The following is a 15,529-nucleotide window of genomic DNA, read 5'->3' on the forward strand; positions in this document are numbered from 1 at the left end:
CTCGTGGTTATCCCAGACCTATGGGCAGGTTCTTTACGTGTTACTCACCCGTCCGCCGCTCATTCCACCGTCGTCCCCCCGAAGGGTTCAGACGGCTTCCTGCGCTCGACTTGCATGTATTAGGCACGCCGCCAGCGTTCGTCCTGAGCCAGGATCAAACTCTCCAAAGAATTTGATACAGCTCTTAAATTGACGAAGCTTGCGCTTCATTCAAAAATGGTAAAACTTATTTTTGCCTCATCGTTCAGTTTTCAAAGTTCGTCTGCCGCTCTTAGCGACTCATTTATAATAGCACCTGTAATTATATCCGTCAACTATAAAAAGAAAGTTTTTTAAAAAAGAATAAATAAAGACGATTCCATTTCATGTTGTTGAATGGAATCGCTAGTTTCTTCTTATTGAAATGCAACAATGCTCACATCGGTTAATCGCGATAAATCATATTCTTTCTCCCCTGTCGCTTCAAGCACAATCGGTTGTTCGACACGATTCGTATAGGCATGTATCGTTCCTCGTACTCCACTGCTCAATAAAACAGGGCGACCGATTTCATAAAATCCAAGTAATGTCGCAAGAAGCGACAAAGCTTCTCCATCATAGGCTTTGTTCTGCCACATATAGAAATATGCTTCCTCTGGAGAGAGCGGCTTTCGGAACGTTCGGGGTGCTGTTAACTGACAGAAGCGATCGGCGACAATAAATAGAGGAGAGGCTGGATTCAACTCGCGTTCCGTCAGACGTTTTGGAAACCCGGATCCATCCAATCGCTCATGATGCTCGGTGATCAATTGATACACTCTTCCTCGTAACGTTTGCGTACTCGGGAGCATCGATGCCGAAACGAGTGGGTGTTGATACAATAGCTCCCGTTCCATTTTTGTGAAATAACGCATATGAGACCATTTCCGAATTTTAGCGTAGCTCGCGTCTGCAAAATAAGAAGCAATCCCGTAATCAAATTGGAGTTGATGTTCGTCCCCTCGATATTTCGATAAGGCACGGGCGACGAGCGCCCGATAAACGGAATGGTAAATGACATGATTTTTCCGCAACGGCTGATGCGTAAAGAAATGAACGATCGCTGTAAGCGGAACTTCCTGACGAAATAGTTGATGAATGAATTCTAGACCTTCATATGGGTTAGGTGCGATCCGTTCTTCCCACTGATTATAATGTTTCTCATATTGAAGGACCTGATTACAGAGGCGCTGTTCTTCTTTAGACGTGAAGAGCTTCTGTTCAACAGGTGCGACATCGATTTCTTCGATTTTTAAGAAACGGAGCAAACGCAAATGTTCATTGGTTAAGTGGATTCCGGCTTCTAAAGAAGAAACGGGTGACAATAGCGTCATCCCAACATGTACAGTAGATAAGTTCAAACGCACGCGAATCCCTCCTAATATATGAAAAGGTCGAACGGAAACACCGTTCGACCTCTCGTCTTACTCATTCACATCAGACGATTCGTCGGTTTCAGGTGCTTCATCCTCAAACCCATTCTCCAAATCGACTGCTGATTCCTCTTCTAACTCATCTTTTTTCAACTTTGCAATGGTCGCCAAACGATCGCCCTCTTCGATGTTCATTACTTTCACACCGCGAGTACTTCGACCCATTTGAGAGATCGTTTGCGAATCGATCCGAATCGCAACACCGAGCTCGGTCATCAACATGATGTCATCGTCTTCATCGACGACACGCATCCCGACGACTGTTCCACGATCTGTCTTAATTCCAATGATACCGGAACCACCACGACCTTGTGTGCGGAACTGCTCCATGGCCGTACGTTTTCCGTATCCTTTTTCCGTGATAATCAAGACGTCTTGCGTGGTGCGAACGATTTCCATCGAGACGACCAAATCGTCCTCCTTCTTCAATCGAATCGCGCGAACGCCTCGTGCTGTACGTCCCATCGAACGAACTTCTCCTTCGAGAGGGAAGCGAATCGACATCCCTTGTCGTGTAACGATTAACATTTCATCGTCGCTCTTCGCTAAACGAACCGTGACGAGTTCATCTGTCTCATTCAAACTGATGGCACGTAGACCGTTTTTGTTGATTCGGGCGTATGCCGAAAGTGGCGAACGCTTAATCAATCCTTCTTTCGTGATGAAGACGAGAGACAACTGCTCGTCTGCCACTTCTTCCGATTCATCCTGTGTCTCTTCCGTTACCGTTTGGTTAGCCAAGTAACTATTGAAATCGACCGGAATCATCGTTTCGACTTTTTCACCTTTGTCGATTTGAAGCAAGTTGATGATTGGCATCCCTTTCGCGGTACGGCTCATCTCAGGAATTTCGTATCCTTTGAGACGGAAGACGCGTCCGAAGTTGGTGAAGAACAGGATGGTATCGTGTGTCGACGCGGAGAGCAGACGAAGCACAAAGTCTTCATCGTTCGTTCCCATACCTTGTTTCCCGCGACCACCACGGCGCTGAGTCCGATATGAATCCGACGGGATCGACTTGATATATCCTTCGCTCGTGAGCGTAATCATCATGTCGCGAACCGGAATCAAATCTTCGTCCTCGAGTTCAACGATATCCGTACGAATCACCGTACGACGAGCATCACCATATCGCTCTTTGATTTCGATCAATTCGTTACGAATGATATCGAGGAGCAATTCTTCGTCTCCGAGAATCGCACGAAGTTCTTCGATTAACGCTTTCACTTCACGATATTCGCCTTCAATCTTCTCGCGTTCCAAACCAGTCAAGCGTTGGAGACGCATATCTAAGATGGCTTGCGTCTGTTCAGTCGAAAGTCCAAAGCGAGCAATCAACTTTTCACGAGCCTCGTCACCTGTACGCGTGCTACGGATGATGGCGATGACTTCATCCAAGTGATCCAAGGCAACACGAAGACCTTCTAAAATGTGGGCACGTGCTTCCGCTTTGTCTAAATCGAATTGCGTCCGACGACGTACGACCTCTTTTTGGTGTTCGATGTAGTAATAGATCGCTTGTTTGATGTTCAACGTTTTTGGACGACCGCCTACAAGCGCGAGCATGTTGACGCCGAACGTCGTTTGCATCGGTGTTTGCTTATACAAGTTGTTCAAGATGACACTCGCATTCGCGTCGCGGCGAACTTCAATCACGATGCGCATCCCGTTACGGTCTGATTCATCGCGTAAGTCCGTGATTCCCTCGATTTTCTTGTCGCGAACCAAGTCGGCAATCTTCTCAACGAGACGCGCTTTGTTGACCTGGTAAGGAATCTCGTGCACGAGGATTCGTTCACGACCATTTTTCAAGACTTCGATTTCAGCTTTCGCACGCATCGTAATCGATCCGCGTCCAGTCTCGTATGCACGACGAATCCCACTACGTCCCAAAATCTCTCCCGCAGTCGGGAAGTCAGGACCCGGGATGTGTTGCATCAATTCTGCAATCGTGATGTCCGGGTTGTGAGAAAGCGCCAATACCCCGTCGATGACCTCGTTCAAGTTATGAGGCGGAACGTTCGTCGCCATACCAACGGCAATTCCGCTCGTCCCGTTCACAAGGAAGTTCGGGAAACGTGCCGGAAGTACGACTGGTTCTTTTTCTTCACCATCGAAGTTCGGTTGATAGTCAATCGTGTTTTTTCCGATGTCTCGTACGAGTTCCATCGCAATTTTAGACATACGTGCCTCGGTATAACGCATCGCAGCGGCCGAGTCGCCATCGACTGAACCGAAGTTCCCGTGACCGTCGACTAATTCGTAGCGATAGCTGAAGTCCTGAGCCATGCGGACCATCGTCTCATAAACAGCTGAGTCACCGTGTGGGTGGTACTTACCGATGACGTCCCCGACGACACGCGCCGACTTCTTATGTGGCTTGTCCGCGCGAATGCCTAGTTCGTTCATCGCATATAAAATACGACGGTGAACCGGCTTTAATCCATCTCGCACGTCCGGAAGGGCACGTGATACGATGACGCTCATCGCGTAGTCCATGAACGACGTTCGCATCTCCTGGCTAATATTTATATCCTTGATATTTTCTTGTTCTGCCATTCGTTATTGCCTACCCTTCTTATTAAATATCGAGGTTCTTCACGTAATGGGCGTGAGATTGAATAAAGTCACGGCGTGGTTCGACGTTGTCACCCATGAGCGTTTCGAAGATTTCATCCGCTTCGATCGCATCTTGAAGATCGACACGAAGCATCGAACGCGTTTCCGGGTTCATCGTCGTATTCCATAACTGTTCAGGATCCATCTCTCCGAGACCCTTGTAACGTTGAACGCTATAACGTGCATTTTCAGGAAGTTGTGCAATCGCCGCCTGCAACTCACGGTCGTTTTGAACGTAAATCGTTTCTTTCCCGTGCTTCACACCATAGAGTGGTGGTTGCGCGATATAGACATATCCACTTTCAACGAGCGGTCGCATGTAACGATAGAAGAACGTCAACAACAACGTCCGAATGTGCGCACCATCGACGTCGGCATCGGTCATGATGATGAGTTTGTGATAGCGTGCTTTCGATAAGTCAAACTCATCAGCAATCCCTGTTCCGAGAGCCGTGATGATGGTCCGGACTTCTTGGTTGGCCAAAATCTTATCAAGACGTGCTTTCTCAACGTTGATGATTTTCCCTCGAATCGGAAGGATGGCTTGGAAGTGACGATCACGTCCAGATTTCGCAGAACCTCCCGCCGAGTCACCCTCAACGATGTATAGTTCAGATTTCGATGCATCTTTTGACGAACAGTCTGCCAATTTCCCTGGCAATGAACTGACTTCGAGAATCCCTTTACGACGTGTCATCTCGCGTGCACGTTTCGCAGCAAGGCGCGCACGTGCCGCCATCAAGCCTTTGTCGACGATGAGGCGACCGACCGACGGGTTCTCGAGTAGGAACTGTTCGAACGTGTCGCTGAACAACGTATCGGTTGCCGTACGCGCATCGGCATTCCCGAGTTTCGTCTTCGTCTGTCCTTCAAACTGGGGAGCCGGGTGCTTGACGGAAACAATCGCCGTCAACCCTTCACGGACATCATCCCCTGAGAGGCTACCATCGGCTTCCTTCATCAATCCGAATCGCTTCGCATAATCATTAATGGCACGGGTGAGCGCCGTCTTAAATCCTGTCTCGTGCGTCCCACCTTCATGCGTCGGAATGTTATTCGTAAATGAGTAAATGTTACTTGCGAAACCTTCGTTGTATTGAAGCGCAATCTCGACTTCGATTCCATCTTTCGTCCCGTGTACGTACACAGGCTCTTCATGAATCGACGCTTTTGACCGGTTCAAGTGCTCGACATAAGACTTGATTCCGCCCTCATAGTGATAGTTCCGTTCAATCGTCTCGTCACTACGATCATCTTTAGCCACGATTCGTAACCCCTTGTTCAAGAAGGCGAGCTCACGTAAGCGTGTCGCTAACAGATCAAAGTCATATTCGAGTGTTTCTTGGAAGATGTCCCCGTCTGGGAAGAAGCGGACCGTCGTCCCTGTCGTGTCGGTCGTCCCGACGATTTCGAGTTCACCTTGTGGGACACCACGTTTGAACGATTGGTAATATACGTTTCCATCGCGACGAACGAACACTTCAAGTTTCGTCGATAAGGCGTTAACAACTGACGCCCCGACACCGTGAAGACCACCTGATACTTTGTATCCGCCACCGCCGAACTTACCACCTGCGTGCAACACCGTGAAAATAACTTCAACGGCAGGTCGACCTGTTTTCTTTTGAACGTCGACCGGAATCCCACGTCCGTTGTCTTCAACAACGATCGAGTTCCCTGGCTCGACCGTCACTGTGATCGTGTCACAATAACCAGCGAGCGCCTCATCGATTGAGTTATCGACAATCTCCCATACTAAATGGTGGAGACCGCGAGAGCTTGTGGAACCGATATACATCCCTGGACGTTTACGGACAGCCTCTAGGCCCTCAAGGACTTGAATCTGGTCGGCGCCGTACGCTTGCAATTCTTTTTCATTTTCATTACTCATCGGTTATTTTCACCTACTATACATGATTTGGTGTTCCCTCTTGCCACGATTACACAGACTCCGTTTCAACCTCACCTTGTTTCACGTGAAACACTTTAGCTTGTTGAATGGTCTCATGTGCAATCCCGTCAATGTTTGTTGTAGTCAAAATCGTTTGTACTTTCCGTCCCATCGTATCGAGGAGATGGGTTTGGCGATGATCGTCAAGCTCAGATAACACATCGTCTAATAACAACAGAGGATATTCGCCTACTTCTTCATGAATCAATTCAATCTCAGCTAGCTTCAATGACAAGGCCGCCGTTCGTTGCTGACCTTGTGAACCGAACGTTTGAACGTTTCGATTGTTGACATACAATTCAAAATCGTCACGATGCGGACCGAACAAGGTCACACCTCTTCGTCGTTCGTTCTCTCTTATTTTATCAAACTTTTGACGATACGTTTCAAACATCTGTTCTTTTGAGAAGCGTTCTTTTTGGAACGTGTCAGAAACGTATTGAATCGTCAGTGTTTCGAGATCTCTCGTGATTCCGGAATGGATGGGATTGGCCCATTTTTCGAGCTGGTCGATGAAGTGATAGCGTCGCATCACGATTTTTACGGCAAGTTCAATCAATTGGTCCGTCAATACTTCGAGTAACGTCTCGTCGCCACCTTTTGTGGATAACTGCTTCAACAAGGCATTCCGTTGTTTCAACGTCTTCAAGTATTGATTGAGCTCGTGTAAGTACACGGGACTGACCTGACCGATTTCCATATCTAAAAATCGCCGTCTCCCTTGCGGACTGCCTTTGACGATGGCTAAGTCTTCTGGGGCGAACAAGACGACGTTAAATGCGCCGACATAGTCACTGAGACGACGTTGTTCCAAATGATTGAGCTTTGCTTTCTTGCCTTTAGGAGAAAAAGAGAGACTCTGCACCGATTCGCCCGTCCGTTTATGAATCCGTCCTTCGATACTCGCAGCATCGGCTTCCCAACCGATTAACTCACGGTCTTGTGTCGTCCGATGCGATTTTGCGAGCGCAAGTACGTAAATCGATTCGAGAAGATTCGTTTTTCCTTGGGCGTTCTCACCAATCAGAACATTCGTCTGTTCTGAAAAATCTAGCTCGAGGGTTTCGTAGTTGCGATAGTTTTGCAATCGGATCGACTTTAAATGCACGTCAGTTTCCCTCGATTTGATATTCCCCGAAGCCTTCGACTTCGATTGTATCTCCATCTCTTAATTTACGACCGCGGCGCTGGTCCTGCTCACCGTTCACTTTAATCATGACATCCTCTAAAAAGAACTTTGCTTGTCCCCCACTTGAGATGATATCTGCTAATTTTAAAAATTGTCCGAGCGTTACATACTCGGTTGTAATCGACACTTTTTCCATGTCGTCACTTCCTTTCTCACATGCTGATCTGAAAAAATCGCCATACATATTAGTTTATCGAAAATCGTCGAATAAGGCAAAAAGAGGGATGACAAGGCAAGACACCTCATCATCCCTATCCGCAGCTTACGATGTGCGGACTGGCAAAATCAGTTGAAGAACACTATCTTGTTCAACCGGTCGTAAAATGAACGGTCGCATCGAACCCGTGAACTGGATTTCGATTTCAGATGCATCGAGTGCGCGGAGCGCGTCCATCACGAATTTCGAGTTGAAGGAAATTTTTAGTTCTTCTCCTTCAAGCGACAGGATGCTGACACGTTCCGACACTTTTCCGACTTCCGGCGAGTGTGAAGAGACTTCAACTGCCGTTGTATCTTCCGCCACAAATTTAATGACGTTGTTGCGATCGGCACGTGCTAAGAGCGATGCACGGTCAATGGCCTGTAAGAACTCTTTCGCATTCATCCGAACCGCTGTGCGATATTCTTCCGGAATGAGACGTGACGTGTCTGGATAGGCACCGTCTAACAAACGAGAGAAGAATGAGATGTTTTTCATACGGAATAAAATTTGTTGGTCCGTTAAGACGATTTCAATCGGCAACTCTTCACGGTCGAGTAATTTTGCCAATTCGTTGAGTGAGCGACCAGGAACGACGACATTTTGGAACGTCAAATCGTTATCTGTCTCAAATCGCGCACGACGAAGCGCCAGACGGTGGCTATCCGTTGCGACACATGTAAGGAAGCCCTTCTCTGCTGAGAAGTTAACCCCTGTCAATACGGGACGTGTCTCCTGTGAAGAAACAGCGAAGCTCGTCTGACGGATGATCGTCTTCAATAGATCAGCCGGCAAATAGAAGCGACGATCACTCGCAAGTTCAGGTAGGCGTGGATATTCATCCGGGTCAAGACCGTTTAAATGAAACTCTGCTTGACCAGACTCAATGCGCGTCATGAAGTTCGGTGAAACTTCGAGGGTGACCTCGTTCGTCGGTAACTTCTTCACAATTTCTCCTAAGAAGCGTGCGTTCAACACGACGCTTCCAGCACGTTGAATTTGAATGAGTTCAATTCCACCCTCTTCGATTGGAATCAAGCGTTCAATCGAAATCTCGGTATCACTTCCTGTCAGTGTTAAGCCATCCGCATGTGCCTCAAGTTTCAAGCCTGTCAAAATTGGAATGGTCGTTCGTGAAGCCACAGCTTTTGATACGTCTTGTACGGCTTGCATGAATACATCTCGTTGAATCGTTAAATGCATGTGGATAATTCCTCCTAAGGTGAAATGAGTCCATTTCCTAATAATATAATAGTATTAATTAAGTCATAATAGTAATAAGGGCTGTGGATACTGGGGATAAGTCCCCTAATCCATACGTGTTAAGCCATTTCGCCTGTGAATAACTTGTGGATAACTAAGGTGGTTTATCCACAGGATATCCACAGAGAATTCTTCATTAGTTAGAAAGTGCCTTCTTCAACGTTTGAATCGTCTCTTGCATTTCCACATCGTTCTTTAGAAGGGTGCTAATTTTCTCATGCGCGTGAATCACGGTCGTATGATCACGCCCTCCGAACTCTTCCCCGATTTTTGGCAAGGAACTCTCCGTCATCTCCCGCGAGAGATACATTGCGATTTGACGTGGGAATGCCAACGTCTTCGTTCGCTTTTTCGAGTTCAATTCTTCTACTTGAATGTTGAAGTGTTGACCGACAACTTCTTGAATGTCGCGAATGACAATTTTCTTCGCTTCCTGGACAGGCATGATATTATGAAGCGCTTCGGCTGCCACGTCCGGGTCGATTGGTCGCCCGACAAGTTTTGCATAAGCGACGACTCGTGTCAGCGCCCCTTCTAGTTCCCGAATGTTCGTATCGATTTGATTCGCGATATACAGCATGACTTCATTCGAGATATCAAGCCCTTCCGCCGTCGCTTTTTTGCGAAGAATCGCAATTCGCGTCTCAAGGTCCGGTGGCGTGATGTCTGTGATTAAGCCCCACTCGAAGCGTGAACGAAGTCGATCTTCTAGCGTCGGGATTTCTTTTGGTGGTCGATCACTCGAAATCACGATTTGTTTCTGATCGTTGTGCAACGCATTGAACGTGTGGAAAAACTCTTCCTGGGTTTGTTCTTTCCCTGCTAAAAACTGAATATCATCAATCAATAGCACATCAATGTTTCGATAACGGTTCCGGAACTCACCGGTCTTATTATCTCGAATCGAATTGATGAATTCATTCGTGAACTTCTCAGAAGAGACATAGGCAATACGGGCCCCTGGTTTTTGACCTTTTACATAGTGACCGATCGCATGCATCAAATGCGTCTTACCGAGTCCAACGCCTCCATAAATGAAGAGCGGGTTATACGCACGTGCCGGCGCTTCGGCGACAGCAAGTGATGCGGCGTGGGCAAAACGATTCCCCGATCCGATGACAAACGTCTCGAAAATGTATTTGTCATTCAGTTGACCAAGATCCCCTTCCTCTTTTGAAGGTAATAGCACGGGTTGTTCTTTTGTTTCTGTCACGGCGATGGATTCATGTGACGATCCATCTGCTGGAGCATACTTGTGTGCTTGAGATTCCTCGATGAAATGAATTTCAAGCTTGTTGTTTGTGATCTCTTCAACCGTATCTTGTAGCAGCGATAGATACTGTCGCTCTAACCACGTGACGATAAAACTGGCGGGTGCCGACACAACGAGCGTCGTTCCCATCAACGATATCCCCTCGGTTGATTTTAACCACATGTCAAAACTGGCTTTTGGAGTTCGTTCTTCTTCCTCGATTACCGATAAGACATTTCTCCAAATCTCGCGAGCATTCTTCAATGAAAGACCTCCTTTACTCACATGTTGGGTAAAACTTATTCACACGATATACACATACACTATTCTATAGTAGAAACTAGGGTTATCCCCAGAGAACAAAAACTGTGGATAAAGTTATCCACATGGTGTTCATTATGGGGATAACACTTATCCACAGCCTGTGTATATCTTGGAATCACGAATTGTTCATCCACAAGTTTGTGCACATTCAGTTTAGCAAAATAAAATAGACGTGGCAATGCTTTTCGGTATTTATCCACAGATAAAGAAAAGTATCCACACCCACTTATCCACATGCTGTGTGTTTTGTGGATAACCTGTGGATATATTGTGGATAAAGCAATAATGATGGAGTGTTGGGTGAAAAAGTTATACACAAAAGAGGAAGAAGTGAAATGAAAGATTGTTTTTGTAAAAGAAGAAAATGAAAAAATCAATAATGAGAATGTGAAAAAAGAGGAGTTATTCACATATAAATGTGGATAACTTCGTGATTTTGTGGATAAAATGGCTCAACGTGGCTATTTATAAAGACCGTTTATAAAATACGTAAAGGTTGTGTATACATTCTTCGACCTACTCGTCCTGTGGGTACGATCGAATCCATGTGGATGAATGCTTTCTGAGCGCCTCGTAATACGAATTCGAAAACCATCCGAAAATACATTGACAATTGTTGAATCGATTTATATAATCTTAAAGACTGCCTTAAATGAAACTATAACTTGCTAATAGAGCGTTAATCTTGAGGAGGTGCTGTAACCATGAAACCAACTTTCAACCCTAACAACCGTAAGCGTAAGAAAGTTCACGGATTCCGTGCACGCATGGCGACTAAAAACGGTCGCAACATTCTTGCTGCTCGTCGTCGTAAAGGCCGTAAAGCCTTGACTGTATAATTTCGAACGAAGATTGCCCGGGGATCCTTTCCTCGGGCAATTTTTTAGTTTGTCACAGAAACGTAGTATTTCATGGATTCTCCCTCGTTCAAATGATGTGGATATGATATGATGTTAGTTGACGATTTTTGAAGCGAAGGATGGAGTGAGAATTTTGAAAAAAGAATACCGCCTGCAAAAGAATGAAGAGTTCCAAGCGGTGTTTCGCGAAGGACGCTCCGTGGCCAATCGTCAGTTTGTCGTCTACACGCTCAAAGCGGATCAAACGCATTTCAGAGTGGGTCTTTCCGTCAGCAAGAAGCTTGGAAATGCTGTGGAACGGAACCGGATGAAACGATTGATGCGTGAGTCGCTTCGCTTGCTCGAACCAAACGTTGCACCGAATGATTATGTCATCATCGCTCGAAAACCTGCGACCGCATTGACGCAGTCGGAAGTGACCGAGAGTTTGAAACACGTATTCAAACGGGCTAAGGTTTGGCAAAAGCAGGGCCGGTGACCATGACAATCTGAATTTGTTCTCTCATATAATTAGAGTCTGATAAGATTGCCCGATCGACGTGTGCGTTAAAAAGAATTGATAAAGAAAGCGTAGGAGGAACTATGAGCAAAAAGCTAAAATTAGGATTACTCGCTGCCATGACCGCGGTCATCATGCTGATGGCAGGCTGTGTGGATCCGTCTACCATCCAAGCCGAACCAGTAACGGCTGACACAGAAGGTTTCTGGGCGAAGTACTTTGTATGGCCGCTCGCATGGCTTTTGAAGGAAGTTGCTTACTTGGTCGGTGGCCAGTGGCAATACGGGATTTCAATCATCATCGCGACGATTATCGTCCGGTTATTGATTCTCCCACTCATGATCAAGCAGACGAAGAGTATGGGTGCGATGCAAGTGTTGCAACCAGAAATGCTGAAGCTTCGTGAAAAGTACAGCTCAAAAGACCAGGAAACACAACGTAAACTCCAAGAAGAGATGATGAAGCTTTATCAGGAATACCAAATCAACCCGCTCGCGGGATGTTTGCCGATCTTGATTCAAATGCCGATTCTCTTCGCATTCTATGATGCGATTCGCCGTACACCTGAGATTTTCGAAGCGAACTTCTTATGGTTCGACCTCGGTGCTCCGGATCCAACGTTCGTCTTGCCGATCTTAGCGGCAATCTTGACGTTTGCACAACAAAAAATCTCAATGGCGGGTCAAGAACAGAACCCCCAGTTGAAGATGATGCTTTATATCTTCCCGGTTATGATCTTCGTCATGTCGATCAACCTTCCAGCTGCCCTTTCGTTATACTGGGTAGTCGGTTATATCATCTCGATCATCGTCACGATGGCCATCATGCTCCCGATGCGTGAGAAGATGAAGGTTGCGGCTGAAGCGAAGATTGCTGCGAAAGAAGCAGAGCGTGCAGCGCTTGCCGAAGAAGAGAAGAAAAACAAAAAGAAAAAACGTAAATAATCATGAAGCTGGGTGTCTCCTGACGCTCAGCTTTTTTTGTGGGATTGCAAGCCGGTCAGAGGGGAATAGAGATAGAAATGAGTAAACGGAGGTGTGGGAAAATGGAGGCATTCATTCAGCGTTTGGAACGTTCGACGTTATGGCAAGCGGTCATTTACTTTGTACTTGGTGTTCTCATTCTGTTATATCCTCGATTTTTCTTTGATGTCATGGTGTATGTCATTGCCGGTTATTTAGCAATCATGGGGATTTGGATGATCTTTCAAGGGTTGCGTCGACGTCAGGGAGGGTTGCCACCCACTTTCTTTATGGGTCTCATCTATTTGATTTTGGCAGCGGTCGTCTTCTTCTTTGCTGACACGTTGGCGAGTCTCTTGCCTATCTTAATCGGGGCCCTGTTCCTATTCGGTGGAATTATCCGCCTGATTCAGGCACTCGGTTACCGTCAATCGATGTCGGGACGATGGCTTTGGTTTTTGATTGGAAGTCTATTGTGGATAGGTGTCGGGATTCTCATGTTGACGAATCCGTTCAGTAGCCTACTTGTCTTGTTCCAACTGTTCGGTGGAATCCTCATCGCGATCGCGGTACTAGAATTGTTCCTCTACTTCGCGATTCGCTCGACAAAACGGCAATCGAGATACTAAAAACAAGCCGCCCTATATGCCAGGGCGGCTTGTTTCTCGTTGAATCAACTGTTCCATGAACGGTCCGAACACGTTGTAGCCAGGTAGTGATGTGAAAAAAGTTTGCTCTACCTGAAGTCGCTCCAGATAGATGTGGGCGGCTTTTTCGTGTGAGGCAGGGGTCAAATAGTCATAAAATGAGCGGAGGTCGATTTCTTGTCGCTGCGTCACATCTTTTAAACCAAGGGAAGCCCGGTCCGGTGTGTGGTGAGCGGCTAACACATATGCGAAATGGACCATTCCTTGCCGGAGCATCTCCGTTGCCCACATCGCGTTGCCTCGATTGCGTGATTTTGTATATTGGAAAAAGAACCACACGGTATCGAACGCATGGTCACTGATTGCCGCTTCGTCTAATTGCAAGGAAGTGGCGTGTCTAGCAAGTCGCTGTTGTGGGTCGTAGAGCACATGAATCGAGTCTTGATGATTCAACGTCTCTTGCGTGACCGTGAACAGGTCGAGATGAAGAAAATCATCAAAGACGGCGATGAGTTGTGGCGCGACGATGTGAATCTCGTCTTTTAACAGAATCGGACGATAGGCGGTTACATGCTCGAGGCGTCTAGATAGAAAGGAGGCCTCCTCATCGGGGTGCACCATGACATAGAGGTCGATATCCGAATGTTCATCGGCTTCTCCTCGACCGAATGAGCCCTTCATAAAAATTGCTTGAACCGCTTCGTCCTGCTTAAGTCGTTCGGTGATAACTTGAATCGCTGTCGGTTGGTTCACATTCATACCCTCTCTTCTATGTAAATATATTCCTTTATTGTACGAAAACGATGAGTTGAATGGCAATGACTTTATTGATGGGCGAACGCTTTCGTTCAAGTCGAATATCGTGTATAGTAGGTTCGTTATGCATATGATAGAAGAAGATGTTTAGGTTTGGAGGGAGAAAGATGCTAGAGTTTGACACGATTACAGCGATTTCGACACCGATGGGTGAAGGCGCTATCGGGATTGTCCGATTATCGGGCGATTTGGCGGTCGAAACGGTGAACAATGTGTTTTCTGGAAAAGACTTAACAACAGTCGATTCACATACGATTCATTATGGAACGTTAAAATATCCTGATACCGGCGAAATCGTCGATGAAGTCATGGTCAGTATTATGCGCGCACCGAAGACGTTTACACGAGAAGATGTCGTCGAAATCAATTGTCACGGAGGCGTCGTAGCGGTCAATCGTGTCCTTGAGCTCGTTCTCGATCAACCCGACATCCGCTTAGCAGAACCGGGCGAGTTTACGAAGCGCGCCTTTCTAAATGGTCGAATTGATTTATCTCAGGCGGAAGCTGTCATGGACTTGATTCGAGCGAAGACGGACCGGGCAATGAACGTTGCGATGGCGCAAATGGAAGGACGTTTGTCACGCCTCGTTCGCGAGTTACGTCAACAATTGCTCGAAACGATTGCGGCGGTCGAGGTCAACATCGACTATCCAGAGTATGACGCAGAAGAGATGACCCAGGCCATCGTCGAAGAGAAAGCGGGCGAGGTCAAGCGTGTCCTCGAGCAGTTACTCGAGACAGCGCGACAAGGGAAAATCTTACGTGAAGGCTTGGCTACAGCAATCATCGGTCGACCGAACGTCGGTAAATCTTCTCTGATGAATACGCTCGTTCAAGAGACGAAAGCGATCGTCACCGAAATTGCCGGAACGACACGTGACACGATTGAGGAATACGTCAATGTGAAAGGTGTTCCGCTCAAATTGATCGACACGGCAGGGATTCGCGAAACGGAAGATATCGTGGAACGAATCGGTGTGGAAAAGTCGAGAAAAGCGTTAGAGGCGGCAGATTTGGTCCTTCTCGTCTTGAACGGACACGAGGGATTGACTGTCGAGGATGAGGCGTTATTTGAGGCAGTTAAAGGAATGAATGCCATCATCATCATCAACAAGACGGACTTGCCACAAAACATGGATTCTTCTAAGCTAGAGAAACTAGCGGCAGGACGTCCTATTGTGGCGACATCGCTCTTACTAGATGAAGGAATCGATGCCCTTGAAGCGGCCATCGCAAATCTCTTCTTCGCAAAAGGGGTCGAGTCACAAGATATGACGTATATCTCAAACGCTCGACACATTCAATTAATCAAACGAACGATTGGTCAAATTGATGAGGCGCTCGGGAGTGCCGTCATGAATATGCCAATCGACATGGTTCAAATCGATTTACGTCGTGCGTGGGATACGCTCGGTGAAATCAATGGAGATACCGTACAGGAGAGCTTGATTGATCAGCTCTTTTCACAGTTTTGTCTTGGGAAATAATAAGGAGGAA

At 46.7% G+C, this 15,529-nt stretch carries 13 protein-coding genes and 1 rRNA gene; 5 read left to right on the top strand and 9 right to left on the bottom strand.

The features are described 5' to 3' along the window. The 8 genes from KNO68_RS09400 to dnaA all read right to left on the bottom strand — a co-directional run. A 16S ribosomal RNA gene (locus tag KNO68_RS09400) occupies positions 1-170 on the bottom strand; the annotation flags it as partial. Positions 171-395: 225 nt separating this feature from the next. Next, a complete protein-coding gene (locus KNO68_RS09405; protein ID WP_214732017.1) occupies positions 396-1,385 on the bottom strand; it encodes an HD-GYP domain-containing protein in 990 nt (329 codons plus the stop codon). A gap of 57 nt (positions 1,386-1,442) precedes the next feature. Beyond that, positions 1,443-4,010: a DNA gyrase subunit A gene (gyrA, locus tag KNO68_RS09410; RefSeq protein WP_214684900.1), complete on the bottom strand. Its 2,568-nt coding sequence runs from the start codon at positions 4,008-4,010 to the stop codon at positions 1,443-1,445. Positions 4,011-4,032: 22 nt separating this feature from the next. Next, the gene (gene gyrB, locus KNO68_RS09415) at positions 4,033-5,961 is read right to left on the bottom strand and encodes a DNA topoisomerase (ATP-hydrolyzing) subunit B (RefSeq protein WP_078145952.1); all 1,929 of its coding nucleotides are present in this window, start codon (positions 5,959-5,961) and stop codon (positions 4,033-4,035) included. Positions 5,962-6,010: 49 nt separating this feature from the next. Then, entirely contained in the window at positions 6,011-7,129 is a 1,119-nt protein-coding gene (recF, locus tag KNO68_RS09420) for a DNA replication/repair protein RecF (RefSeq protein WP_015880212.1), read from the bottom strand. A gap of 1 nt (position 7,130) precedes the next feature. Next, the gene (gene yaaA / locus KNO68_RS09425; protein WP_015880213.1) at positions 7,131-7,346 is read right to left on the bottom strand and encodes a S4 domain-containing protein YaaA; all 216 of its coding nucleotides are present in this window, start codon (positions 7,344-7,346) and stop codon (positions 7,131-7,133) included. Positions 7,347-7,472: 126 nt separating this feature from the next. Beyond that, a complete protein-coding gene (gene dnaN / locus KNO68_RS09430; protein WP_026824743.1) occupies positions 7,473-8,612 on the bottom strand; it encodes a DNA polymerase III subunit beta in 1,140 nt (379 codons plus the stop codon). 196 nt (positions 8,613-8,808) lie between these two features. Beyond that, a complete protein-coding gene (gene dnaA / locus KNO68_RS09435) occupies positions 8,809-10,188 on the bottom strand; it encodes a chromosomal replication initiator protein DnaA (RefSeq protein ID WP_031424077.1) in 1,380 nt (459 codons plus the stop codon). 764 nt (positions 10,189-10,952) lie between these two features. On the opposite strand from dnaA, the gene rpmH reads away from it, so the two are divergent. From rpmH to KNO68_RS09455, 4 genes are all read left to right on the top strand, one after another. Continuing rightward, positions 10,953-11,087, top strand: coding sequence for a 50S ribosomal protein L34 (gene rpmH / locus KNO68_RS09440; RefSeq protein ID WP_015880216.1), 135 nt, complete (start codon positions 10,953-10,955; stop codon positions 11,085-11,087). A gap of 154 nt (positions 11,088-11,241) precedes the next feature. After that, positions 11,242-11,586 carry a ribonuclease P protein component gene (rnpA, locus tag KNO68_RS09445; RefSeq protein WP_015880217.1) on the top strand — a complete coding sequence of 115 codons (345 nt, stop codon included), beginning with the start codon at positions 11,242-11,244 and terminating at the stop codon, positions 11,584-11,586. Between the two features lie 104 nt (positions 11,587-11,690). Next, positions 11,691-12,551, top strand: a complete 861-nt coding sequence (gene yidC, locus KNO68_RS09450; RefSeq protein WP_078145955.1) for a membrane protein insertase YidC — start codon at positions 11,691-11,693, stop codon at positions 12,549-12,551. Positions 12,552-12,652: 101 nt separating this feature from the next. Next, entirely contained in the window at positions 12,653-13,198 is a 546-nt protein-coding gene (locus KNO68_RS09455) for an HdeD family acid-resistance protein (protein ID WP_215112403.1), read from the top strand. Positions 13,199-13,210: 12 nt separating this feature from the next. Here KNO68_RS09455 and KNO68_RS09460 read toward each other — a convergent pair whose 3' ends face one another. After that, complete coding sequence (locus KNO68_RS09460; RefSeq protein WP_214757721.1) at positions 13,211-13,969, bottom strand: nucleotidyltransferase domain-containing protein; 759 nt, start codon at positions 13,967-13,969, stop codon at positions 13,211-13,213. Between the two features lie 170 nt (positions 13,970-14,139). Here KNO68_RS09460 and mnmE point away from each other — a divergent pair, with 170 nt between their 5' ends. Further along, positions 14,140-15,519, top strand: coding sequence for a tRNA uridine-5-carboxymethylaminomethyl(34) synthesis GTPase MnmE (mnmE, locus tag KNO68_RS09465; protein WP_215112404.1), 1,380 nt, complete (start codon positions 14,140-14,142; stop codon positions 15,517-15,519). Positions 15,520-15,529 lie beyond the last annotated feature (10 nt).

The organism is Exiguobacterium sp. s75 (assembly GCF_018617145.1).
In the GTDB taxonomy this organism is placed as follows: Bacteria; Bacillota; Bacilli; order Exiguobacteriales; family Exiguobacteriaceae; genus Exiguobacterium; species Exiguobacterium profundum.